Here is a 22464-nt window from a genome sequence, read left to right as displayed (position 1 = left end):
ATCAAGAGAAATCGCAACACAGCCGTCACGTAGTCGTTTCCTATCCGCCGTTCGCAACCGTTCCCCTGGAGGCTGTCCGTGTCCGCTATTCCATCGAATCCGAGTGCCGACGAGGCAACGGCGCTTTACAGCCGGCTCAACTGGCGTTTGTTGCCGTTCCTGCTCATCTGCTATCTGTTTGCATGCCTCGACCGGCTCAACATCGGCTTCGCGAAACTGCAGATGCAAAGCGATCTGGGTTTTTCCGATGCGGTCTATGGCGTCGGCGCGGGCATCTTCTTTCTCGGCTACGTGCTGTTCGAAGTGCCGAGCAATCTGCTGCTGCCGAAAGTGGGTGCACGCAAGACGATCAGCCGCATTCTGGTGCTGTGGGGCCTCACGTCCGCGTCGATGCTATTCGTCCACAACGTGCCGATGTTTTACGGCCTGCGCTTTCTGCTCGGCGTATTCGAAGCCGGCTTCGCGCCCGGGATGATCTTTTACCTGACCTACTGGTACGGCGAAGCGCGCATGGCGCGCGCGATCGCGACCGTGATGATCGCCGGGCCGCTCAGCGGCGTGGTGGGCGGCCCGCTGTCGACGTGGGTTATGACGGCCTTTGCGGGCGCCTACGGACTCGCCGGCTGGCAATGGATGTTTCTGGTCGAAGGACTGCCGTGCATCGTGCTCGGTGTGGTCGCGTGGTTCTTTCTGGTCGATCGCCCCGCCGACGCGAAGTGGCTCTCCGCCGACGACAAGCGCGTGCTCGACAGTGGGCTGGGCGCACCGCCCGCGGCGCATCACTCGTTTGGCCAGATTGCCCGCGATCCACGCGTGTACCTGATGGCGATCGCGTATTTCTGCGTGATCTGCGGCATCTATACGGTCAACTTCTGGCTGCCGACCATTCTCAAGGCCGACGGCGTGACCGACACGATGCAGATCGGCCTTTATTCGACGATTCCCTACATGGCCGCGGTGATCGGCATGTATCTCGGAGGACGCAGTTCGGATCGCCACGGCGAACGGCGTTGGCACAGCGCGGCGCCGGCGCTCATCGGTGCGGCGGCGCTGGCCGTCGCGACGCTTGCGAACGGACATCTCGTGTTGTCGCTGCTTTTCATGACGGTCGCCACGGCGATGATGTGGGTCTCCTACACCGTCTTCTGGGCCATTCCGTCCGCTTATCTGAAAGGCGATTCGGCTGCCGGCGGCATTGCGCTGATCAACACCATCGGCCTGTTGGGCGGCTTTCTGAGCCCTACGATCATCGGTTGGGCCAAGACGGCGACGGGCAGCCTGCAAGCCGGCCTGTACGTGATGGTCGGGCTGCTTGCGCTTGGGGCAATTCTGCTGCTCGTGAACCGCCTGCCTGCACCGGGCGCCGTGCAGGCTCGCCGGGTCTGACATGCCGGTTCGCGTGACTCAACGAGCTGACTCAATGAGCTGACTCAGCGACCAAACTGAGTCACCGATCTGCGTGACCAGCCTGAATGAACCGACTCAACGGACATGCCGGCGCGCCCGTGTGCGCCGGCTTCTTCAACGGAGAACATTAACTTGGCATTCAAGATCCTGATTGCTGGCTTCCAGCACGAGACCAATACCTTTGCGCCGTCGCCCGCGACCTACGACAGCTTCGTGCGCGGTGAGGGCCACCCGGCCATGACGCACGGCGACGCCGTGCTCGCGCTGCGCGACGTCAATCTGCCGATCGGCGGCTTTATCCGTGCGAGCGAGCAGCACGGACATACGTTGATGCCGGTGATCTGGACCGCCGCCAGCCCATCCGCGCAAGTCACCGAAGACGCCTACGAGCGGATTGCCGGCGAGATCGTCGCGGCAGCCGGCGCAGGCGGTTTCGATGCCATCTATCTCGACCTGCACGGCGCGATGGTCGCGCAGCATGTGGACGACGGCGAAGGCGAACTGCTCGCGCGGTTGCGGGCGAAAGTCGGTGCGTCCGTGCCGATCGTCGCCTCGCTCGACCTTCATGCGAACGTGACCGAGCGCATGCTCGCAAGCGCGGATGCGTTGGTCGCCTACCGTACCTATCCGCACGTTGACATGGCGGCGACAGGGGCACGGGCCGAGCGCCTGCTCGCGCGTTTGCTGGACAAGCACAAGCCGCTCGTGCGCGCCGCGCGCCGCTTGCCGTTTCTGATCCCGATCAACGGCATGTGCACGCTGCTCGAACCGGCTCGCTCGCTGTACGGGACACTCGGCGCGCTGGAAAAAGATCAGGTCGTCTCGCTGTCGTTCGCGCCAGGCTTTCCGGCTGCCGATTTTCCCGAGTGCGGCCCGGTTATCTGGGGCTACGGCGACAACGCGACTGCGGCGCGCACAGCCGTCGACGCACTCTACGACACCATGTTGCGCGACGAGTCCTTATGGGCCGTGCCGTTTCTATCCCCCGAAGCTGCCGTCGTCGAGGCGATACGCCTGAGCGCCACGGCGCAGAAACCCGTGGTGATTGCGGACACGCAGGACAATCCCGGCGCGGGTGCAGATTCGAACACGACCGGCATGCTGCGCGCGTTGCTGGCCGGAGGCGCACAAGATGCCGCACTCGGCCTGATCTGGGATCCGGAAGCGGCCGCGCAAGCACACGCGGCGGGTGTGGGCGCCACGCTCGCGTTGGCGCTCGGCGGCCGCTCGAACGTACCGGGCGACACGCCGTTTGCGGGACGCTTCGAGGTCGTGGCGCTGTCCGATGGCCGTTGCCGCTACGACGGGCCGATGATGCACGGCATGCAGGTGAATCTCGGACCCGTCGCCTGCCTGAAAATCGGCGGCGTGCGGATTGCGGTGAGTTCGACCAAGGCGCAGATGCTCGACCGCAATCTGTATCGGGTCGCGGGCATCGAACCGGAGCAGATGAAAATACTCGTGAACAAGAGCTCGGTGCATTTTCGGGCCGACTTCGAACCGATTGCGCACGCCGTGCTGGTCGCCAAGGCGCCGGGTCCGATGACCGCGGATCCGGGCGACTTGCCATGGACGCGGCTCACGCCCGGCATCCGCACGCGACCGATGGGCGCGCCGTTCGCCGGCTAGGTCCAGCTACACAGGCCGAGTGCGCCGGCCACCTTCACTCGACGTTATCCGCCACGTCCACCATCCGGATCATATGGGGTTTGACGGCATCGTCTTCCTCATCGACGGCGGCCGTGGGCGGATGAATCAGCGCTTCGAGCCGCGCCTTGGTAGCAAGAAATTCCGCCGACGTGACTTGCGAATAATCGCGCGGACGCGGCACCGGCACCTCGATCAATTCCTGCACCTCGCCGGGATTGGCTTTCAGCACCAGAATGCGGTCGGCGAGAAAAATCGCTTCGTCGAGATCGTGCGTGATGAACAGCACGGTGACGTCGATGTTGCGCCAGATATCGAGCAAATGCGTTTGCATCTTCGCGCGCGTCTGCGCATCGAGCGCGCCGAACGGCTCGTCCATCAACAGAATACGCGGCCGGTTCGCGAGCGCGCGCGCGATCGCCACGCGCTGCTTCATGCCGCCGGACAATTGATGAGGATACGCATTGGCGAACTTCGTCAGGCCGACCAGATCGAGCCACTGCAGCGCCTCGCGTTCGGCGTGCAGGCTGCTGTGGCCGTTCATCTTCAAGCCGAACATGACGTTTTTCTTGACCGTCAGCCATGGAAACAGCGTGTAGCCCTGAAACACCATGCCGCGATCGGCGCCGGGCCCCTCCACCGGCTTGCCGTCGAGCAGCACGCTGCCGCTCGTCTGCCGCTCGAGGCCCGCGAGAATGCGGATCAAGGTGGACTTGCCGCAGCCCGACGGTCCGATGACGCAGACGAACTCGCGCCGGTGCGTCTTGAAGCTGATGCCGTTCAGCGCGGTGCACTCTCCGTGCGCGCCTTGAAAACGCTTGCCGAGATCGCGAACTTCCAGGATCACTTCGCGCGACTTCAGACGGTCGAAACGCTCGCGCACCGCCTCGGACTGGATAAGGTACGACGGAATCGGTTGCGGATTTAACATGATGGAATCCTTTGAATGCGGTGCGGTGGGCTGCCATGAGCCGTGGTATGAACCAGGCCGCTACGCTTTGAGCGTACGGTCCCACGGAAACAGCTTGCGGCCGAGCCAGGCCAGCACGAGGTCGGTGCCCAGCCCGATGATCCCGATCATCATGATCGCCGCGTAGACGTTGTCGAAATGCTCATAGCGAGCCTGCTGCGTGATGTACCACGTGATGCCGGAGCTGGTGCCGACCAGTTCCGCCACGATCAGATAGGTCCACGCCCAGCCGAGCAGAATGCGCTGATCGCGGTACAGGTCCGGCAGGATGCCGGGAATCACCACATGGCTGAGCAGCTTGAGCTTCTTCGTGCCGAGTGTCATCGCGGCTTCGAAGAGGCCGTACTCCAGCTTGCGCGTGGTGTTCGCCACGATCAGCACCTGCTGGAACAGCGTGCCGATCACGATAATGGCGATCTTGGGGCCGTCGTAAATGCCGAGGATCGCCACCATCAGCGCGCCGAACGCGGGCGCCGGCAAGTAGCGGAAGAACTCGAAAAACGGCTCCTGCAGCCGCGCAATCGCACTATACGTACCGCACACAATGCCGATCGGCACGCCGATCAATGACGACAGCACAAAGCCCCAGAAGATCACCTGAATGCTATGCCACAGGCTTTGATGCAACCATACGCCGTCGCGCGATGCGGGCGGTGTCGTGAACGCGGTGTAGAACGCGCGCAGGACTTCGTGCGGCGCGGGCAGGTACACCGGATTGACCGGCTCGCCCGTCGGCAAGGGGGTGTGGTTCGCCCGCGCGTGGCTCAGTTCGTCGGCGAAAACGGCCTTGTCGAGCCGCATGCCCGGCTGGAAATAATCGACGCTGCCTGGGCTGTCGATCAGCACCTGCGGATGCCAGACAAACGGCACATAGCTGACGATGCACCACACGAGCAGCGGCAGCAGGAACGAGCCGGCGCCCAGCAGCCACTTGCCGCGCACCGAGAGTTCGCGGCGCACCGCGAACCAGTCGCTTCGGTTAATGACCGTCATGGGATTCTCCGAGGCAAAGTTCGGTTGTGTCACGGTCGCCGCCTGTGTTCTCCGCAGCGTTTGTGGACCTTGCACCCGCCGACGCCAGGCTCTGCTCGCATGCCGCTTCGCCGAGCCACGCGCGCGCCAGATCGAGCAGCATCAGATCCTCGTGCGCGCGACCGACGAAGGTCACGCCGAACGGCAAGCCAGCATGCACACCGCTCGCGCAGATACCCGCCGGTACGGCAAGCGCCGACAGGTCGAGCAGATTGACGAAGTTCGTGTAGTAGCCGAAGCGCGAGTTGACGCGAATCGGGTCCGCCTCCAGTTGATCGACCGTGGCGGTCGTGGCCGAGGTGGGCGTGACGATCGCATCGATCTGCTGCCACACCTGACCGGCCTGCATGCGCAGGACGGCAAGGCGATCGAAGGCGGCGAACACATCCGCCGCGCTCCAACGCGCGGCGCCGCCAATGATCTCGCGGATCACCGGATGCAACGCGTCCGGCTGCGTTTCGACGAACTCGCGGAGCGCGGCGAGCCGCTCCGCAACCCACGGTCCCTCGTATAACAGCCGTGCGGTGACCAGGAACGGCTCGAAGTCGATCTCGATCAGTTCGGCGCCGGCTTCACGCAAGCGTGTCAGGGCGGCGTCGAAGGCCAGCGCGTACGAGGTGTCGCCGAAAAATTCGAGCTGCTGCGCGCGCGGCACGCCGAAGCGCACGCCGTGCAGCGATGGTTGTGAAGCAGACGCTGTCATCGGATCAAGTGCATGCGACGGCGACTGCAGCAACGCGTGCGGTTGCGCCTGCACCGGCGGCTCAAACACCCGCGCGTACGGGTCCGCTTCCGCGACGCCGCGCGCCACCTCGAACACGCGCTGTGCATCGTTCGCCGAGCGCGCGAAGATCGACACACAATCGAGCGACTTGCAGGCCGGCACCACGCCGAGCGTACTCAGCACGCCCTTGGTCGGCTTGAGTCCGATCAGGCCATGAAACGCAGCCGGCACGCGACCCGAGCCGGCCGTGTCGGTGCCCAGCGCAAATGCCGCGAGGCCGAGCGCAACCGACACCGCCGAACCGGAGCTGGAGCCCCCGGACGCATAACGCGGATCGAGCGCATTGCGGCAGGCGCCATGCGGCGAACGCTGTCCGGACAAGCCGGTGGCGAACTGGTCGAGATTGGTCTTGCCGACAGGAATCGCACCGGCTGCAATCAGACGTTGCACGACCGCCGCGCTTTGGCTCGGCGTGTAGGCATAGGCCGGACACGCGGCCGTCGTCGGAATACCGGCCAGATCGATGTTGTCCTTGATCGCGAACGGAATGCCGTAGAGCGGCAGCGCGTCGATCTCGCGGCCCGCGAGTGCATCGACGTAGCGCATCATCTCGTCGCGGCTCAACGGACGAATCCACGCGTGATGGGGATCGTCTCCCGAGGTATGCGCAGCAATCGCTTCGACCACCTGCGCCGGCGTGAGGCTGCCATCGCGGTAGCGCGCCTGCAGCGCTGCAATCGACATCGATTCGAACAGATCGTCGTGTTGTTTCATTTGCACGTAGCCTCCTCTGTGGCGCCGGCGGCAACGCCTGCACCCGACACCCGCAGCACCATCAACCGCTGACCCGCGACAACGGCCGCGCCGGCCGCACAATCGATCGTTTCGATCACGCCGTCTTCCGCGACGGCGACGGACACTTCCATCTTCATCGATTCCACGATCGCCACCACCTGCCCTTCGCTGACGCGCTCGCCTTCGCTAACGAGCAGTTTCCAGACGCTGCCCGACACATCGGCGACGATGCTCTGCTGGCCGGCCGCCAGCGCGTCGTCCGCCCCGTTGCCGGCAGCCGGACCCGCGTCGCTGCCCGGTTCGCCGACGTACTCCGCGTGGCCGGCTGCAGCCCAGCGTTCTCGCTCCTCGTCGAAAGCCGCCTGCTGCGCGTTCTTGAATCGGGCAATCGATTCGGCTTCGTCCTGCAGGAAGCGGTTGTAGGCGCCGAGGTCGAACACCGACTCCTCGATTTTCAGACTCGCGCGGCCCGCGACGAAGTCGGCGCGCAACTCGGCGAGCTCGGTTTCGCTCACTTCGTAGAAACGGATCTCGTCGAAAAACCGCAGCAGCCACGGTTTGCCGGCTTCGAATTCACGCGTGGTGCGATAGCGGTTCCACATCTGCACGGTGCGGCCGACAAACTGATAGCCGCCCGGCCCTTCCATGCCGTACACGCACAGATAAGCGCCGCCGATCCCCACCGCGTTTTCCGGCGTCCACGTGCGCGCCGGGTTGTATTTGGTGGTGACGAGCCGGTGGCGCGGATCGAGCGGCGTCGCCACCGGCGCGCCGAGATAGACGTCGCCGAGACCCATCACCAGATAGCGGGCATCGAACACGATGCGCTTCACCTCGTCGATGCTATCGAGGCCGTTGATCCGGCGAATGAACTCGATATTGCTCGGACACCAAGGCGCATCGGGCCGCACCGATTGCATATAGCGTTCGATTGCGATCCGCGTCGACGGGTCGTCCCATGACAGCGGCAGATGCACGATACGGTTCGGCACGCGCATGGCGTCGACGGCGGGCAATTCGCGCTCGGCGTGTTGAAGATGCGCCAGCAAGATATCGAGCGGCAGCGTGCGCGGGTCGAAGTGCACCTGCAGCGAACGGATGCCCGGTGTGAGATCGACAATGCCGGGCAGCCGGTGGGCGTCGAGCCAGTTCATCAACGCATGCACGCGAAAGCGCAGGTTCAGGTCGAGCATGAGCGGACCATATTCGACCAGCACGTTCTGATCGCCCGAACGGCGGTAGACCACGCCTGTGCCCTCGCCTGCCGATGAATCGCTGTAGAGAACGCAATCGTGAGCATCGAGATTCGCGCTCGCCGAGGAGCTGGCAGATGCCTTCAGCGACGGTTGTGCGCTTACAGGCTCGAAGCGAACCGTATCCCCCGGCCGCAATTGCCCCAGCTTCCACAACTCGTCGCTCACCACGGTCACCGGACAGACGAAACCGCCGAGGCTCGGACCGTCCGGACCGAGAATGACCGGCATGTCGCCGGTGAAATCGACCGCGCCGACCGCATACGCATTGTCGTGAATATTCGACGGATGCAGCCCCGCCTCGCCGCCGTCCGTGCGCGCCCATTGCGGCTTCGGGCCGATCAGCCGGACGCCGGTGCGGCTGGAGTTGTAGTGGACCGCCCAGCGCGTGCCGTACAGCATGGCGATGTCGTCGGGCGTGAAAAAATCCGGCGCGCCGTGCGGGCCGTCGAGCACGCCAAGGCTCCAGTCGTGTGTCAGCACCGGCACGCGCGCGGGATCGAGTTGCGCGCCGGCTTCGCCGCGGCCGGCTTCCGCGGCGAGATGCAGCACGTCCCCCTTGCGCAGGGCGCGCCCGGCGTGGCCGCCGAACTGACCTAGCGTGAAGGTCGCCTTGCTGCCGAGATAGTCCGGCACCTGCAGGCCGCCCTTGAGCGCGAGGCACGCGCGCATGCCGGCGCCGGTCACGCCGCCGAGCTTGAGCACGGAACCTGCCGCCGCGCGCGTGACCTGCCAGAGCGCGACCGGCTGGCCGTCGAGCGTAGCGGCCAGCGGCGCGCCGCCCAGCACGAACAGCGTCGCGGTGTTGAAGCGCAGCGTCGCGCCGACCATCGCGCATTCGAGCCCGGCCGCGTCGGCCGGATTGCCGAGGAGCTCGTTGGCGAGCCGGAACGACAGATCGTCCATCGGGCCGGACGGCGGTACGCCGATGTCCCAGTAACCGACTCGCCCAGGCGTCTGCTGCACGGTGGTCTGCACGCCGCCGTCGAGCACGTCGATGGTGTGCGGCGCGAATACGAAGCGCGTGAGGAAGGCGGTCGTTTGCTCACCCCGCGCGAAAGTCGCCGAACCGGCGATGGCGCGCAGATAGTCGAGGTTCGTCTCGATGCCGTACAACTGGGTTTGCGCCAGCGCGGCACGCAAGCTGGCGAGCGCGGCATCGCGGGTTGCGCCTTTGACGATGATCTTCGCGAGTAGCGGGTCGTAGAACGCGCTGACTTCGGTGCCGGCATCGACCCAGGTGTCCACGCGTGCGTCGGCGGCGAAAGCCACGTGCGTCAGCACGCCCGCGCTCGGCTGAAACTGCTTGTGCGGATCTTCCGCGTACAGGCGGACCTGGATGCTCGCGCCGGTGGATGTGGGAATCAGCGTGTCGAGCGGTGCAAGCTCGCCCTCTGCCTGACGAATCATCCATTCGACCAGATCGACGCCCGTCACCTCCTCCGTGACGCAATGCTCCACCTGCAACCGCGTGTTCACTTCGAGGAAATAGAAGCGGCGCGTGTCGGCGTCGAATACGAATTCGACGGTGCCGGCGGATGCGTAATTCACGGCCTGAGCGAGGCGCACGGCGCTCGCGTGCAGTGCCGTGCGTTCCGCTTGCGACAGACCCGGCGCGGGTGTCTCCTCGATCACTTTCTGATTACGCCGCTGCACCGAGCAGTCGCGTTCGCCGAGCGCAATCACGCCGCCGCGGCCGTCGCCGAAAATCTGCACTTCGATGTGGCGCGCGTTCTCGACGAACTTCTCGATGTAGACGCCCGCGTTCGCGAAGTTGGCCTCGCCGAGCCGCGCGACCGATGCGAACACGCTTTCCAGTTGCGCCGCGTCGCGGCACAGCGACATGCCGATGCCGCCACCGCCCGCGGTGCTTTTCAGCATCACCGGATAACCGATCGATTCGGCCTCGCTTAAAGCAGCCGACACATCCGGCAGCAGGCCCGTACCCGGCAGCAAGGCGACGTCGTTGGCTTGCGCGATTTCACGGGCCGTGTGTTTCAGGCCGAACTCGCGCATCTGCTCGGGGCGCGGCCCTATGAAGCGGATGCCCGCGTCTTCGCAGGCCTGCGCGAAAGCGGCATTTTCCGAGAGAAAACCGTAACCGGGATGCACGGCTTTCGCACCGGTCGCGCGCGCCGCCTCGAGAATCGCCGCGCTATTCAGATAGCTGCCGGCTGCCACCGCCGGGCCGATACAGATCGCTTCGTCGGCCAGCATCACATGCATGGCGTGGCGATCGGCTTCCGAATAGACCGCAACCGAAGCAATGCCGAGGCGTTTGAGTGTGCGTATCACGCGGCAGGCAATTTCACCGCGATTGGCAATCAGGACTTTATCGAATCTCATTGGGCATCCCAGATGGTCAGCCGTACGGGCGTCGGGTTGTAGCCGTTGCATGGATTGTTCAACTGGGGGCAGTTCGAGATCAGCACCGTGACGTCCATTTCGGCACGCATTTCGACGTATTTGCCCGGTGCCGAGATGCCGTCTTCGAAGGTCAGTTTGCCGAGCGGCGTGACCGGCACGTTCATGAAGAAGTTGATATTGCTGACGATGTCGCGTTTGCCCAGTTGCGTGCCCACGCCGCACGTGCAGTGCGTAATCGCATGCAGGAAGCTGTCGCGGCAGCTATGCATGTAGCGTTTATCGAGCGCGTAGCGGACCGTGTTGCTTTCGGCCGCACAAGCGCCGCCGAGCGTATCGTGGCGTCCGCACGTATCCGCCACGATGGTCAGCATCGGTTTACCGAGGTTCGACATCAGCGTGCTGCCGGCGGACAGATAGAGATTGCGTTGCGCGCGGATCGTGTCCTGCGCGCTATAGCGTTCGAGCGGATCGGCGCTGTTATAGAACAGCGTATCGACGGCCTGATTGCCTTCCAGGTCGAGAATGCGGAACAGTTGTCCGCGCTTCACTTCATGCAGCCACGGCTCGCCGGACGGCAGCGTGAGGTCGTAGACCGCATGACGGAGATCGAGTGTGCTTTCGACGATAGGCATCGCGGGTCTCCCTAAACGAACAGACGATCGGTGTTGACGAAGCCACGCTCGTTCTCAGGACAGGCTGAGCGGCAGGGATCGTCGGCCGGTACCGAGGCATCGGCGGCATACGCGCGATACGCCATCAGCCTGACCGGCTTCGGTTGATATTCGGATGAAGGGTTCAGTGGATGCGGTGCGCTGGAAAACGCGGCGAGCGTATCCATTTCGAAGCGCAGATCGAACGCCGCGCCGGCTTTCGAATGACCGGTCACGAAGTCGAGCGAACCGTCCTCGCCGATATCGAGTTTGCTGAAAAAGTTGATGTTGGCAACCAGATCGCGTGCGCCCAGGCCGTGCTTGGCCAGTTCGAGCAGCAGGCTGTCGCGGCCGTTGCGGATCATCGCATTGCGATGTTGTTGATAGCGGGCCACGCCGTACCGGCTCGCGAACAGATCGGCATCGCCAAGACCGCCGAGCGGATCGTGCCAGCCGAGTGTGTCGGCGGTGATCGAGGCCATCACGCGGCCCATATCCGAGTAGAGCACGTGGTCGCGCGTCAGATGCGCGGTGTGCTGCGCCTTCAGCGTATCGGCCATGTTGTAGCGTTCGAGCGGTTCGTCGTGGCGATAGAACACGGCGGCCAGATTGGCGCCGCCTTCGAAATCGACGACGCGCAGCGCCATGCCACGGCGCAGCACGCCGGACCAGTGAGTGCCGGCGGGAATCACCGTTTCCCACAACACGTGCGGGATCGGTGTGAGATCGACTGGGGATTGCGTCGACATGGAGGCTCCAGGTATCGGTTGGGAAAAAGCATGAGAGGGCGATTGACCGACATCGCGACCTCCCGGGCTTTTATCCCTCCGTGGAGCCTCGCCGGCGCCTTGAAAGAAGGTGAACGGCAAGACCGGATTGCTCTCGGACCAGACATCGTGCGTGCTTTAAAGCGCTTTTAAAAAGCCTTTAAAGCGGTACGACCGGAACCCTAGCGATCCTGAAGATGATGCAAATTACTTCGCACCTCTCGCTGCATGGCTAAGCGAGTTGCGTGCCAGCGTGATGGCAACGAGGCCGTCAGCGCAAGACGGCAAGGGATTGCATGCGGTCAGCGGCGCGCCGCGATGGCCGGCGCCTGATCCGATTGATGGCGAATGCAGCACGCCCGCGGGCGAATCGGCACCAACTGGATGCGCGGCGCACCATGATTGGGCCGTGTGTTCACGCGTTGTACGCGCCATAGGGGCGCTGCACGATGGCACGATGCGTGCGAGTTGTAGCGTCATACTCATCACGTTCATTATCCCGCCATGCTCACGCTTGCCACGCTTCGCCGCACGCTCCATACCCTGATGTCGGCGCGTTTCATCGAATTGCAAAAGCAACGGCGCCGCTCGTAAAAGGCACGGCGAACGCGCGCCTTCACTGAACCTCGCCCTGCTCGGCACTCGCATAACGCGCCTGTTGTCCAAAACTCGCCAATCCTTTCGACCCATCCGGCAACACCAGTTCACCGCGCTCGATACGCTGCTTCAGATAGGTAAAGCTCTGCGCCGTCTGGGCGAACAGATGATCGCCGGCCGATACCGGCGGGTATTTCGCCAGCGCCTCGGGTGTCGCGAATTGCGGCAGCGGCGCGACCACCGTGCGGTAGTCGCAGGCGAAGAAAAGCGGAAACGAATAGCGCTCTTCCCTCACCTTGCGCACGCGATGTGACGTGGCGACGTAGGTGCCGCCTGTCCACACTTCCAACATGTCGCCGATGTTCACGACGAACGCGTTGTCGACCGGCGGCGCGTCGATCCACTCACCGTTGCCGTTCATCACTTCGAGGCCTGGGGCGGTTGGCAGCAGGATCGTGAAGCACTCGTAGTCGGTATGCGCGCCGATGCCCGGTCGGTCTTCCGCGGATGGGTCGAGCGGATAGTGAATCAGGCGCAACTGGCTCGGCGGCTTCTGCAAATAGCGCTCGAAATGCGTCTCCGGCAAGCCTAGCGCGAGCGAGAAGCCTCGGAACAACGCGCGGCCGAGCGTAAACGCCGCATCGTAATAGCCCCCGACCGCTTCACGAAAACCCGGCTGTTCGGGCCATCTATTCGGTCCGAGCATCGGCGTGCCGGCTTTGACGTCGGGGTCGTCGAGCGGCAGGTCCCGGCCCGTATCGAATGCTTCTTTCCTGTCGCGCTTGCCGCTCGCGAAGACCTCTTCGCCTTCGGGCACATAGCCCCGATGTGCGGTCGATTTGCCGATGTAGTAGCGCATCTTCCAGTCGTCGGGACTGGCGAAGAACCGCTTTGCCTGTTCGATTAGCGCAGCTTGCTGTGCGCGCGAAATCTGATGGCCGGTGACGTAGAAAAAGCCTGCGTCACGCGCTGCGCGGTCGAGTTCGCGGGCAGTTGCAAGACGCTGGTCCGGGTCGTCGCTAAAGAGACCGCCGACGTCGACGATGGGCAGGCGGTCGAAACTCGTATGGGTTTGGCTCATGAGATTGACCTATACGTGCTGCGGATCAATGGGCGATTGGGCCGGCGAACGCATGTGCGTTTGCATGTGCATTTGCGGATCGATTGGCTGCCCGTCACTCCCTTCACGTCCGGCAAGAAACGCCGCGAAATGACGCCGCTCTTCACGCCCCATCCACGTGTTGATGTCCCACAGATCCGCTACGGGCGCATTCGTGAAAGGCAGCGTATGCAGATAGCCATCGGGGCCGAACTCCGGTGTCATTGTCGTGGTCGTGTAGCCCTTTTCGATTTGCGCGCTCCACAGCGCCTCCCAGATCCGTTGATGAGAAGCGAGGCAGTCCGCGTACTCGGGCGCAGCCGGATGCGGAACCTGTGGACCTTGCGGATAGCCTACGCGTCCGTGCAGATGATGCGCATGGGGCGCCAATTCGAGGATCGTGTCCCATTCGCTGTCGAGCAGACGTTCGCACACCGCTACCCAATGGCTGAAGTCGCATGTCAGTTTGAGCGATGGCACCGCACGCGCGACATCGCGGGTCATCCACGGGTTGTAAAACGAGCGGCCGCGATGCGTTTCGAAGCTGCAGATCACCGCGTGCCTGTCGGCGACCTCCACCGCACGGGCGAAGAAATCCACCTGTGTGGCCGCCGGCCACGCATCGCAGCCCGCCATCACGTTGAAGAAACGTGGCTTGAGCGGCTTACCCCACACGATCTTTTCCTCGAGGTCGCGCAGATGATCCGCCGGCGTTGCAGACCGTTGCGGAACATAGCTGCCCGCCGTGGTGATCTCGGCGATGAAGGCAAGGCGTTCGTCGGCAATGGCCTGCGCAAAAGCGTCACGCTCGGCCCCACCCACCGGAACCGGCGCTTCGATTCCGTCAAAGCCGGCGGCGCGCACCTGTGGCGCGGCATCATGCGGACCGCCGTCGAATCCCCAGAACGTCTTGAACAGCTCGAATTTCATCGCCCCTCCAAATTACATGCAAAATTGCATGTAATAGTACACGTGAAATTCTCTCGCCAATAAGATATCCTGGGGACGCGACGCATAATTCCGGCGCGCCCGATTTCTGGCTCAATTAGCACTTAAACTGTGCACCCCTCCTCCTCGTGGTGAATCGATGAAGAAAAAACTTGCGCGTCACAAGGGGCAATCCGTTGCACGCGCCATTCTCGACATGGACTGGCAGTGGTCCGCGCATTTCGGCGACCTGGGGCTGAACGACCTTAATTACAGCGATCTGTTTTGCCGGATGTGGGTGGATGCGGAACGCAACTTCGCCAAGACGGCGCTCTACGATTTCATGCCTGGCGTGAGCCGCCGCACAGCGGTTCGCTACGTGCAGGCGTTGATCGACGCAGGCTGGCTGCTGGAGACGAGTTCCGAAGAAGACCGCCGCATCAAACAGATCAGCCTCGCGGCATCGATCGAAGAGCGCCTCGAACAGTTTCTCGCTTACGTGCATCAACGTTTTGCCGCACTGGATTAACGTTTTGGAGTCATGTTTGCGTTGAAGCATTGGCATAACAGCATCTGGCGATCTCACTCAATCCGGCTGGCATATTTCTAGCTAGATTAAGCGCCGAGAGGTGCGGCAGCGTCGCATCTTAGGGATGCTAGGGTTCCGATTCGCAAGAATGTCTGGTCCGAGAGCAGCCCGGTGCACCGGTTCGTTCGATACGGGTTCAACACGGATATCAACTCGAAAGCGAACGGCGGTTGCACTACACGGCGGGACAAAAGCCCGGGAGATTGGCGATAGCGATGCCTATCGTGCCTCTCCGTGGCCGGCGTTTGTCTCCCGCAGTTTTCGCGCAGTGTCCGCACCATTCGGATTCTCGCGGGAACCGGTCATGTTGTTTTATCGCGCAGTCGCCGCGCGATCCAACTCAACAATCGCAATTGACCGGTCTCCTGGAGAAAACGATGAAACGCTTCGAATCCACCCGTACGCCCCTCACCCCATTGAACCGCATTGCCTCGTCGTGCCGTGTGCGCCGCATGCGTGGCGCGCTGGCCGGCGTTGCCGCCGCGCTTGCTATCGGTTTCGCCGGTTTCGGCGCCACCCCCGCACAGGCGGCCGCGCCCCTCGCGATCGGCTACAGCGACTGGCCCGGCTTCGTCGCCTTTCAGATTGCCATCGACAAAGGCTGGTTCAAGGAGGCCGGCGTGGATGTCAATTTCCAGTGGTTCGACTACTCGGCCTCACTCGACGCATTCTCCGCGGGCAAGCTTGACGCAGTCGGCGCAACCAACGGCGATGCGTTGGTCACCGGCGCAAGCGGCGCCAAAAACGTCATGATTCTGCTGACCGACTACTCGAGCGGCAACGACATGATCGTGGCCAAGCCGCCGATTCGCACAGTGGATGGACTCAAGGGCAAAAAGGTCGGTGTGGAGATGGGTCTGGTCGATCACCTGCTGCTGGACACGGCGCTCGAAAAGCACGCGCTCAAGGAATCGGACATCACGCTCGTCAATGCGAAGACGAATGAGTTGCCGCAGGTGCTGGCGTCATCCAACGACGTTGCCGCGGTCGGCGCATGGCAGCCGAACGCGGGCGAGGCGCTCAAGCGTGTGCCGGGCTCACGTCCGATCTTCACCTCGGCCGACGCGCCGGGCCTGATCTACGACGCGATCACGGTCAATCCGGTCAGCCTGCAGTCGCGCAAAGCCGATTGGGCCAAGGTGATCAAGGTCTGGTATCGCTGCGTGGCCTACATCAACGATCCGAAGACGCAACCCGATGCCGTGAAGATCATGTCCGCGCGCGTCGGTCTGACGCCCGCCCAGTACCTGCCGTTGCTGAAAGGCACCCATTTGCTCGACGCAGCGGCGGCCAGAAAGGCCTTCGTCAAGGGTGACGGGCTGGACTCGGTGTACGGTTCGAGCCTGAACGCGGACAAGTTCAACGTGCGCAACGCGGTCTACAAACAGGCTCAGAACGTGAATGCCTACCTTGACCCGGCGTTGACCAATGCGCCGTAAGGACCACGCCGTGAGCCGGCTGCGCGGCCTTCTGGCGCGGCAACTGCGGTGCTCCAACCGGACACGGTAATATGAGCGGCAGCATGCGCTGCCGCTTAACTCACACGATTCGTTGTGGCGCGGGCGCACTGCCACAAGGAGGCAATCGTGTATCACAACCGGTCTTGCTATCGCGCCCTGCTCGCGCTGGCGCCTTTGCTGGTGTTCGCGCTGCTGGCCCAGCCGCGGCTCGCATCCGCCAGCGAGGACGGCGCCAACGGCAGCGCGGAAGCCGCAGGCCAGCGTGCCCGCTTTGCCCAGGAGTTCTGTGGCGACTCCGCGCAGGACGTGACGGCGTACAAGGAAAAGCTCAGAAAGGTGCTCACCGAAGCCAGCCAGTTCGACACCCGCTGGCAGGCGGGCTGGCAGCGCGGGGACAGCGATGCGATCCAGATGCGGTCGCTGCAACTCAGTTCCCCGGAGGAATTCGCGGTGCGGGTCAAAGGCAACTGCGAACGCATCAAGTGGCAAGCCGACAATCTGCTTCGGGTACGCCCGCCCAAATAGCCGTCCTCCCGAAACTGTTATTCTTCCCTCTCTCCCGACCGTCAACTGGTCGCCTGCCGCCTCCGGGCGGCATTTCCAATGCGGCGCGCTCACGCGTCCGGCATCAGCGAGACAGGAATTTGCATGTTCGGTTTTCTGCGTGGCTATTTTTCCAACGACCTGGCAATCGACCTCGGCACGTCGAACACGCTCATCTACATGCGTGGCAAGGGCATCGTGCTGGACGAACCTTCGGTGGTCTCGATCCGTCAGGAAGGCGGCCCCAACGGCAAGAAAATCATTCTGGCCGTCGGCAAGGAAGCAAAACAGATGCTCGGCAAGGTGCCGGGCAATATCGAGGCGATCCGCCCGATGAAGGACGGCGTGATCGCCGACTTCAACATCACCCAGCAGATGATCAAGCGTTTCATCCAGATGGCGCACGAGTCGCGGATGTTCGCGCCGTCGCCGCGCATCATCATCTGCGTGCCGTGCGGGTCGACTCAGGTCGAACGGCGCGCAATCAAGGAAGCCGCGCATAGCGCGGGCGCCTCCCAGGTCTATCTGATCGAGGAGCCGATGGCGGCGGCCACCGGTTCGGGCTTGCCCGTCTCCGAGGCGACTGGCTCGATGGTGGTCGACATCGGCGGCGGCACCACGGAGGTGGGGGTGATCTCGCTCGGCGGCGTCGTTTATAAAGGCTCGGTGCGCGTGGGCGGCGACAAGTTCGACGATGCGATCGTCAACTATATCCGCCGCAACTACGGCATGCTGATCGGCGAGCAAACCGCCGAGGCGATCAAGAAAGAAATCGGCTCCGCGTTCCCGGGCTCCGAAGTCAAGGAGATGGAAGTCAAAGGCCGCAATATGTCGGAGGGGATTCCGCGCAGCTTCACGGTGTCCAGCAACGAGGTTCTCGAAGCCCTCACCGATCCGCTGAATCAGATCGTCTCGGCGGTGAAGATCGCGCTGGAACAGACGCCGCCGGAACTCGGCGCTGACATTGCCGAGCGCGGCATCATGCTGGCGGGCGGCGGCGCCTTGCTGCGCGATCTGGACCGTCTGCTCGCCGAAGAAACCGGCCTGCCGGTGTTCGTCGCCGAGGCGCCGCTGACCTGCGTGGTGCGCGGCTCGGGCATGGCGCTAGAGCGGATGGATAAGTTCGGCGGAGCTTTTTCGTACGAATGACGGCGGCGTGGCAACCGCTTCGCCACGCCTTGCGTCACACGTCACTCGTTTCGCTGCACTGTCAGTTCGTCGGCAGCTTCAGGTCTCTCAGGTTCTTCACGATACAAACGGCAACTTGCTATCGCGTGCAGCGGCCAACATGGACAACGTGATCTTGCGCACTTCCAGCTTGCTCTGCGTGATATGCGCGCGCAACAGGATGGTCGCTTCAGTCAGCCGGTTGCGTTCGATCAGATTCAGCATGGTCGAATGTTCGTCGTAGGTGGCGTTCGTGCGGTGCGGTTTCAGAAAGTCCAGCCGCCGCACAATGCGGATGCGCTCGGTCACTTCGTTGTGCACGCGCAGCATCTCCGCATTGCCGGTCGCCGCGACCAGTTGACGGTGGAAGTTCTCGTCCATGCCGAACATCTTCGCGGGATCGCTCTCGCGCAATTCCGGTTCGACGCACCAGATCGCCTTCAATGCCTCGACGGCCGCGTGCGCGACGTCGCCGCCTGTCCCTAGCCGCTCCACGGCGGCCACTTCCAGCACGATGCGCAGATCGTAGAGCTGATCGAGCTGGTCGAAGTCGATCGGCGAAACTTTCCAGCCGCGCCGGAAGCCGACTTCCAGATAGCCCTCGCGTTGCAGACGAAACAGGCCGTCGCGCATCGGTGTGCGCGACACGCCGTAGTGCTGCGCGATGCCGTTCTCCGAAAAACGGTCGCCGGGAAACAGGCGGAAGCTGAAGATATCGTTCTTCAGTTGCTGGTACACCTGCTCGGCAAGCGGATTGGCCGCGGCCGGCCCGGCAGGCATGCCGGGTGCTCCGAGTGTTCCTGGTGTTCCAGGCTCGGCGGGTGTTTCGATCAGATTCGTCGGATCGTCGTTCATTGAGGCCACATTCCCTTTTTCTTATTATCGTCGGTTCATGGCATGGCGATAAGGCTGACGTGCGCCGCAACGATTTTCCAGCCGTCGGCGGGACCGAGCCTGGCCCACGTCTGCATCTGACGGCCGATCAACGGCGTTGCATCGCTGGTGAATTCGGTGCTGACGGTAGCGAAGTCGGTGCCGAACGTTGTGATCACGGTTCGATGCAGCGTACGCGACCTGGGCACCGGCTCACAGGTCTCGCGCCACGCGCGGATCGCTTCGCCGCCATGCTGGATTTCGGCGATGCCGTAGCGAACCGTTTCCGGCGTGTGCCAGAAAAGCGCGTTCATCGCCGCGACGTCGTTGTCGACCAGCGCCCGCTCGTACTCGACAAACGCCGCCTGAACCTGGGCTACCACGTCGGGTTGATTTACTTCCATGCGGGGAACACCTCGTCGTCGAGTTTCGTCAATGAAGAAAACGGCGCGGTCCAGCCGACAATGCCGCCTTGCGATCGCACCATGTCGAGGGTGGCCTGTTTGAAGGCGGGGAAATAGCTGGCGGTGGCGTCTTCGATCAGCAGACTGTCGTAGCCGCGGTCGTTGGCTTCGCGCATCGAGGTTTGCACGCAGACCTCAGTGGTCACGCCCGCGAACACGAGATGCGTAATGCCGCGCATCGCGAGCTCTTCGCCGAGCCGGGTGGCGTAGAACGCGCCCTTGCCGGGTTTGTCGATCACGAGTTCACCGGCAAGCGGCGCGAGCGGCTCGACGATCGCATTGCCGGGCTCGCCGCGAATCAGGATGCGCCCCATCGGCCCGGCATCGCCGATGCGGGCATTCGGCGCACCTCTCAGGCGCTTCGCCGCCGGGCAGTCGGACAGATCCGCCGCATGTGACTCCCGTGTGTGCACGACGAGCCATTGATGTCTGCGCGCGAACGCCAGCAACGCCGCTACAGTCGGCACGATCCCGGCCAGCAGCGCGACGTCGTTACCTAGCGATTCGCCGAAGCCGCCCGGCTCGATGAAATCGCGTTGCATGTCGATCACGATCAGCGCGGTTTGTGTAGGCTTAAAGGTGAACGGACCGGGTTGGGCGTCGATAGTCAGCGAGGTTGACTGGATCATTCGATGGCTTCCTTCAATTTTTCGGCGGCTGCGGCGTGATGCGCCGGGGTCTCGCTGTGCCCCGCCATATGCTGACCCAGCACGGTCCGATCCGCGCGTGCCGCCGGTGTCTCGAACACCAGTGCGCCCTCCGCGATCACCGTGATGCGGTCCGCCAGTTCGAGCAATTCGTCGAGGTCCTCGCTGACCAGCAGCACCGCCGCGCCTGCATCGCGCGCGGCCATCAAACGGGCATGGATATCCGCGACCGAGGCAAAATCCAGACCGAACACGGGATTCGCGACGATCAGCACATCCACGGGCTGCCCAAGTTCGCGCGCCAGCACGGCGCGCTGCACGTTGCCGCCCGACAGCGTGCCGATCGTCCGTTCGGGCAGCGGTGGGCGCACATTGAACTCGTCGATCAGTTGCGCGGCACGCTCACGCATTGCACGCCGGTCGAGCCACCATCCGCCGCGCCGCAACGGCTCCCGATCGAAGTCGCGCAGCGCGAGGTTCTGCGCCACGCTCATCGACGCGACGCAGGCGTTCTTCAACGGCTCCTCGGGAATCGCGAACACGCGCCGCTGGGTCATCTCTTCGCGGGTTGCATGATAGGGCCTGCCCGCCACCTGCATATCGCCCGCTTTGACACGGCGTTGACCGACCAGCGCTTCCACCAGCTCCTTCTGTCCATTGCCGGAAACACCGGCCAGTCCGAGGATTTCGCCCGCGCGCACGGACAGCGTGGCGTGCCTGACTGCTGTGTGGCCGCGATCGTCTTCGACAGAAACGTCGTGCAGTGCGAGACGCACTGGCGCGCTGTCGTCGACGGGTTTGCGCGGCATGCGTTCCATGGTCACCGCCGCCATCACCGGCGCTTCGTCTTGCAAGGGGATTGGCTTCGAGGCGCCCTCCAACGGAACTTCCTTCGGGGCAGGCGTGGCGGCCGTACCCATCATCCATGCGGCGAGTTCGTCGCGGCTGGTGTCGGCAACCGCACTCGTGCCGACTTGCCTGCCCTTGCGCAACACGGTGACGTCGTCGGCATAGGCCATCACTTCGCGGAACTTGTGCGTGATCATCAGCACGGTCAACTCACCGCGCGAGGTCAGCTTGCGCATCAGGCCGAGCACTTCGTCCGCTTCCTGCGGCGTCAGCACCGAGGTGGGTTCGTCGAGAATCAGAAAGCGCTGCTGCAAATAAAGCTGCTTCAGGATTTCGAGTTTCTGCTTTTCACCGGCGGCGAGCATGGCCACCGGCGCGTCGAGCGGCAAACGAAACGGCATGCGCTGCATGAACGCGGCAAGCGCGGCGCGCTCGCTCTTCCAGTCGATTTTCCACGCCATCTGGCCGCGTGCGAGCAGCAGGTTTTCTTCGACCGACAGGCCGGACGCCAGCGTGAAATGCTGATACACCATGCCGATGCCGAGCGTCTGTGCATCGCGTGGCGAGGCGATCCGGACCTCATGGGCATCGGCGACGATCTGTCCGTCGTCGAGCACGCCGTAGCCGACCAGCCCCTTCACGAGCGTGCTCTTGCCCGCGCCGTTCTCGCCGAGCAGCGCGTGAATGGTGCCGGCAGTGACCTTGATCGAGACGCTATCCAACGCGCGAAACGCGCCGAACGACTTGCTCGCGTTCAGCACTTCCACACCCAATGCCCTCGGCGCCGTGGTCATGGTTTATCTGCCGGAAGTGGCCAGCGCCGCAGCCGGCGCCGCCGTGGTGGCGAGTAGCGTGGCCCGCAGTGCGTGCGAATCCGACACCGTGCCGAACACGCCGCCTTGCATGGTGATCATGTGCAACGCGGCGTCGTGATTGCCCTTGTCGGTCGCGCCGCAGCAATCGGCCAGCACCGTGCATTCGAAGCCGCGGTCGTTGGCTTCGCGCATTGTCGTGTGGACGCAGACGTCGGTGGTGATGCCGGTCAACACCAGATTGACGATGCCGCGCGTGCGCAGGATCAGTTCGAGATCCGTCGCGCAGAAGGAGCCCTTGCCGGGTTTGTCGATAATGATCTCGCCAGGCAGCGGTTTCAGTTCATCGATGATTTCCCAACCTGGTTCGCCGCGTACGAGAATCTTGCCGCAGGGGCCGTCGTCGCCGATTCCTACGCCGTTGGTCCCCGCACGGCGGCTGCGCCAACGCTTGTTCGCCGGGAGGTCGGAGAGGTCCGGCCGATGCCCTTCGCGCGTGTGAATGATCGTGAAGCCCAGCTCGCGCATCGGCTTCAGCACGCTGTTGATCGGCTCGATCGGCGCGCGCGTCAGCGACAGGTCGTAGCCCATTTTGTCGACATAGCCGCCATGGCCGCAGAAATCGGTCTGCATGTCGATGATCACGAGCGCCGTGTTGTCCGGGCGCAGGTTGCCGTCGTAGGGCCACGGATAGGGTTTCGCTTCGATGAATCGGTTCATGATGGTGAGATCCTTGTGGGGTCCTTGTTCTGTCCTTGATGGCTCGCAGGGCACACGGCAGGTCGAGGCCGGCTGGTCGGGTTCGGGCTCGAACCAGGCGGCTTG

The 22464-nt window shown here is 63.5% G+C and carries 19 protein-coding genes and 2 riboswitches; of the genes, 6 read left to right on the top strand and 13 right to left on the bottom strand.

The features are described 5' to 3' along the window. Nucleotides 1-78: 78 nt before the first annotated feature. On the top strand, nt 79-1386 hold the full coding sequence (locus ACOSV0_RS29850) for an MFS transporter (RefSeq protein ID WP_434110762.1): 1308 nt from the start codon (nt 79-81) through the stop codon (nt 1384-1386). Between the two features lie 153 nt (nt 1387-1539). Continuing rightward, nucleotides 1540-3036, top strand: a complete 1497-nt coding sequence (locus ACOSV0_RS29845; protein WP_434110760.1) for a M81 family metallopeptidase — start codon at nt 1540-1542, stop codon at nt 3034-3036. A gap of 34 nt (nt 3037-3070) precedes the next feature. On the opposite strand, the gene ACOSV0_RS29840 is transcribed toward ACOSV0_RS29845, so the two are convergent. The 8 genes from ACOSV0_RS29840 to ACOSV0_RS29805 all read right to left on the bottom strand — a co-directional run bounded on the left by ACOSV0_RS29840 (nt 3071) and on the right by ACOSV0_RS29805 (nt 14238). Continuing rightward, nucleotides 3071-3985 (bottom strand): ABC transporter ATP-binding protein, encoded by a 915-nt coding sequence (locus ACOSV0_RS29840; RefSeq protein ID WP_434110759.1) that lies wholly within the window; start codon nt 3983-3985, stop codon nt 3071-3073. 60 nt (nt 3986-4045) lie between these two features. Next, nucleotides 4046-5017, bottom strand: coding sequence for an ABC transporter permease (locus ACOSV0_RS29835; RefSeq protein ID WP_434110758.1), 972 nt, complete (start codon nt 5015-5017; stop codon nt 4046-4048). After that, on the bottom strand, nt 5004-6554 hold the full coding sequence (atzF, locus tag ACOSV0_RS29830; RefSeq protein ID WP_434110756.1) for an allophanate hydrolase: 1551 nt from the start codon (nt 6552-6554) through the stop codon (nt 5004-5006). The genes ACOSV0_RS29835 and atzF overlap by 14 nt, the downstream gene beginning before the upstream one ends. Continuing rightward, nucleotides 6551-10174, bottom strand: a complete 3624-nt coding sequence (gene uca / locus ACOSV0_RS29825) for an urea carboxylase (RefSeq protein WP_434110754.1) — start codon at nt 10172-10174, stop codon at nt 6551-6553. The genes atzF and uca overlap by 4 nt, the downstream gene beginning before the upstream one ends. Beyond that, nucleotides 10171-10827 carry an urea amidolyase associated protein UAAP2 gene (locus ACOSV0_RS29820; RefSeq protein WP_434110752.1) on the bottom strand — a complete coding sequence of 219 codons (657 nt, stop codon included), beginning with the start codon at nt 10825-10827 and terminating at the stop codon, nt 10171-10173. Before ACOSV0_RS29820 ends, uca begins: the two co-directional genes overlap by 4 nt. Before the next feature lie 11 nt (nt 10828-10838). Then, nucleotides 10839-11594, bottom strand: a complete 756-nt coding sequence (locus ACOSV0_RS29815; RefSeq protein WP_434110750.1) for an urea amidolyase associated protein UAAP1 — start codon at nt 11592-11594, stop codon at nt 10839-10841. 57 nt (nt 11595-11651) lie between these two features. After that, a riboswitch (guanidine-I (ykkC/yxkD leader) is annotated at nt 11652-11809 on the bottom strand. Nucleotides 11810-12228: 419 nt separating this feature from the next. Then, entirely contained in the window at nt 12229-13290 is a 1062-nt protein-coding gene (locus ACOSV0_RS29810) for an isopenicillin N synthase family dioxygenase (RefSeq protein WP_434110747.1), read from the bottom strand. 9 nt (nt 13291-13299) lie between these two features. Continuing rightward, the gene (locus ACOSV0_RS29805; RefSeq protein ID WP_434110744.1) at nt 13300-14238 is read right to left on the bottom strand and encodes a sugar phosphate isomerase/epimerase family protein; all 939 of its coding nucleotides are present in this window, start codon (nt 14236-14238) and stop codon (nt 13300-13302) included. 157 nt (nt 14239-14395) lie between these two features. Here ACOSV0_RS29805 and ACOSV0_RS29800 point away from each other — a divergent pair, with 157 nt between their 5' ends. The 4 genes from ACOSV0_RS29800 (at nt 14396) to ACOSV0_RS29785 (ending at nt 17976) form a co-directional block, all read left to right on the top strand. After that, nucleotides 14396-14764 (top strand): MarR family transcriptional regulator, encoded by a 369-nt coding sequence (locus ACOSV0_RS29800; RefSeq protein WP_434110742.1) that lies wholly within the window; start codon nt 14396-14398, stop codon nt 14762-14764. Between the two features lie 116 nt (nt 14765-14880). Beyond that, nucleotides 14881-15028, top strand: a riboswitch (guanidine-I (ykkC/yxkD leader). 212 nt (nt 15029-15240) lie between these two features. Next, complete coding sequence (locus tag ACOSV0_RS29795; protein WP_434115885.1) at nt 15241-16263, top strand: ABC transporter substrate-binding protein; 1023 nt, start codon at nt 15241-15243, stop codon at nt 16261-16263. A 147-nt stretch (nt 16264-16410) separates the two neighbouring features. Then, on the top strand, nt 16411-16809 hold the full coding sequence (locus ACOSV0_RS29790; protein ID WP_434110739.1) for a hypothetical protein: 399 nt from the start codon (nt 16411-16413) through the stop codon (nt 16807-16809). 123 nt (nt 16810-16932) lie between these two features. Beyond that, nucleotides 16933-17976: a rod shape-determining protein gene (locus ACOSV0_RS29785; protein ID WP_434110736.1), complete on the top strand. Its 1044-nt coding sequence runs from the start codon at nt 16933-16935 to the stop codon at nt 17974-17976. A 96-nt stretch (nt 17977-18072) separates the two neighbouring features. Here ACOSV0_RS29785 and ACOSV0_RS29780 read toward each other — a convergent pair whose 3' ends face one another. Genes ACOSV0_RS29780 through biuH form a run of 5 tightly spaced genes read right to left on the bottom strand, consistent with a single transcriptional unit; the run spans nt 18073 to nt 22359 of the window. Next, nucleotides 18073-18849 carry a GntR family transcriptional regulator gene (locus tag ACOSV0_RS29780; RefSeq protein WP_434110734.1) on the bottom strand — a complete coding sequence of 259 codons (777 nt, stop codon included), beginning with the start codon at nt 18847-18849 and terminating at the stop codon, nt 18073-18075. Between the two features lie 35 nt (nt 18850-18884). After that, the gene (gene hpxZ, locus ACOSV0_RS29775; RefSeq protein ID WP_434110733.1) at nt 18885-19271 is read right to left on the bottom strand and encodes an oxalurate catabolism protein HpxZ; all 387 of its coding nucleotides are present in this window, start codon (nt 19269-19271) and stop codon (nt 18885-18887) included. Next, nucleotides 19262-19960 carry a cysteine hydrolase family protein gene (locus ACOSV0_RS29770; RefSeq protein WP_434110731.1) on the bottom strand — a complete coding sequence of 233 codons (699 nt, stop codon included), beginning with the start codon at nt 19958-19960 and terminating at the stop codon, nt 19262-19264. The genes hpxZ and ACOSV0_RS29770 overlap by 10 nt, the downstream gene beginning before the upstream one ends. Then, nucleotides 19957-21621, bottom strand: a complete 1665-nt coding sequence (locus ACOSV0_RS29765) for an ABC transporter ATP-binding protein (protein ID WP_434110728.1) — start codon at nt 21619-21621, stop codon at nt 19957-19959. The genes ACOSV0_RS29770 and ACOSV0_RS29765 overlap by 4 nt, the downstream gene beginning before the upstream one ends. Before the next feature lie 3 nt (nt 21622-21624). Beyond that, on the bottom strand, nt 21625-22359 hold the full coding sequence (gene biuH, locus ACOSV0_RS29760) for a biuret amidohydrolase (RefSeq protein WP_434110726.1): 735 nt from the start codon (nt 22357-22359) through the stop codon (nt 21625-21627). Nucleotides 22360-22464 lie beyond the last annotated feature (105 nt).

The sequence above is a fragment of the Paraburkholderia caffeinilytica genome (assembly GCF_051027425.1).
In the GTDB taxonomy this organism is placed as follows: domain Bacteria; phylum Pseudomonadota; class Gammaproteobacteria; order Burkholderiales; family Burkholderiaceae; genus Paraburkholderia; species Paraburkholderia caffeinilytica_A.
The sequence above is the reverse complement of the archived record's forward strand: the minus strand, read 5'-3'. Positions and strand labels throughout refer to the sequence as shown.

Bases quoted from the DNA above. Each gene is read 5' to 3' on its own strand.
- ACOSV0_RS29840 (WP_434110759.1), bottom strand. From the start codon at position 3,985: ATGTTAAATCCGCAACCGATTCCGTCGTACCTTATCCAGTCCGAGGCG.
- ACOSV0_RS29835 (WP_434110758.1), bottom strand. From the start codon at position 5,017: ATGACGGTCATTAACCGAAGCGACTGGTTCGCGGTGCGCCGCGAACTC.
- atzF (WP_434110756.1), bottom strand. From the start codon at position 6,554: ATGAAACAACACGACGATCTGTTCGAATCGATGTCGATTGCAGCGCTG.
- uca (WP_434110754.1), bottom strand. From the start codon at position 10,174: ATGAGATTCGATAAAGTCCTGATTGCCAATCGCGGTGAAATTGCCTGC.
- ACOSV0_RS29820 (WP_434110752.1), bottom strand. From the start codon at position 10,827: ATGCCTATCGTCGAAAGCACACTCGATCTCCGTCATGCGGTCTACGAC.
- ACOSV0_RS29815 (WP_434110750.1), bottom strand. From the start codon at position 11,594: ATGTCGACGCAATCCCCAGTCGATCTCACACCGATCCCGCACGTGTTG.
- ACOSV0_RS29810 (WP_434110747.1), bottom strand. From the start codon at position 13,290: ATGAGCCAAACCCATACGAGTTTCGACCGCCTGCCCATCGTCGACGTC.
- ACOSV0_RS29805 (WP_434110744.1), bottom strand. From the start codon at position 14,238: ATGAAATTCGAGCTGTTCAAGACGTTCTGGGGATTCGACGGCGGTCCG.
- ACOSV0_RS29800 (WP_434110742.1), top strand. From the start codon at position 14,396: ATGAAGAAAAAACTTGCGCGTCACAAGGGGCAATCCGTTGCACGCGCC.
- ACOSV0_RS29785 (WP_434110736.1), top strand. From the start codon at position 16,933: ATGTTCGGTTTTCTGCGTGGCTATTTTTCCAACGACCTGGCAATCGAC.
- ACOSV0_RS29780 (WP_434110734.1), bottom strand. From the start codon at position 18,849: ATGAACGACGATCCGACGAATCTGATCGAAACACCCGCCGAGCCTGGA.
- hpxZ (WP_434110733.1), bottom strand. From the start codon at position 19,271: ATGGAAGTAAATCAACCCGACGTGGTAGCCCAGGTTCAGGCGGCGTTT.
- ACOSV0_RS29770 (WP_434110731.1), bottom strand. From the start codon at position 19,960: ATGATCCAGTCAACCTCGCTGACTATCGACGCCCAACCCGGTCCGTTC.
- ACOSV0_RS29765 (WP_434110728.1), bottom strand. From the start codon at position 21,621: ATGACCACGGCGCCGAGGGCATTGGGTGTGGAAGTGCTGAACGCGAGC.
- biuH (WP_434110726.1), bottom strand. From the start codon at position 22,359: ATGAACCGATTCATCGAAGCGAAACCCTATCCGTGGCCCTACGACGGC.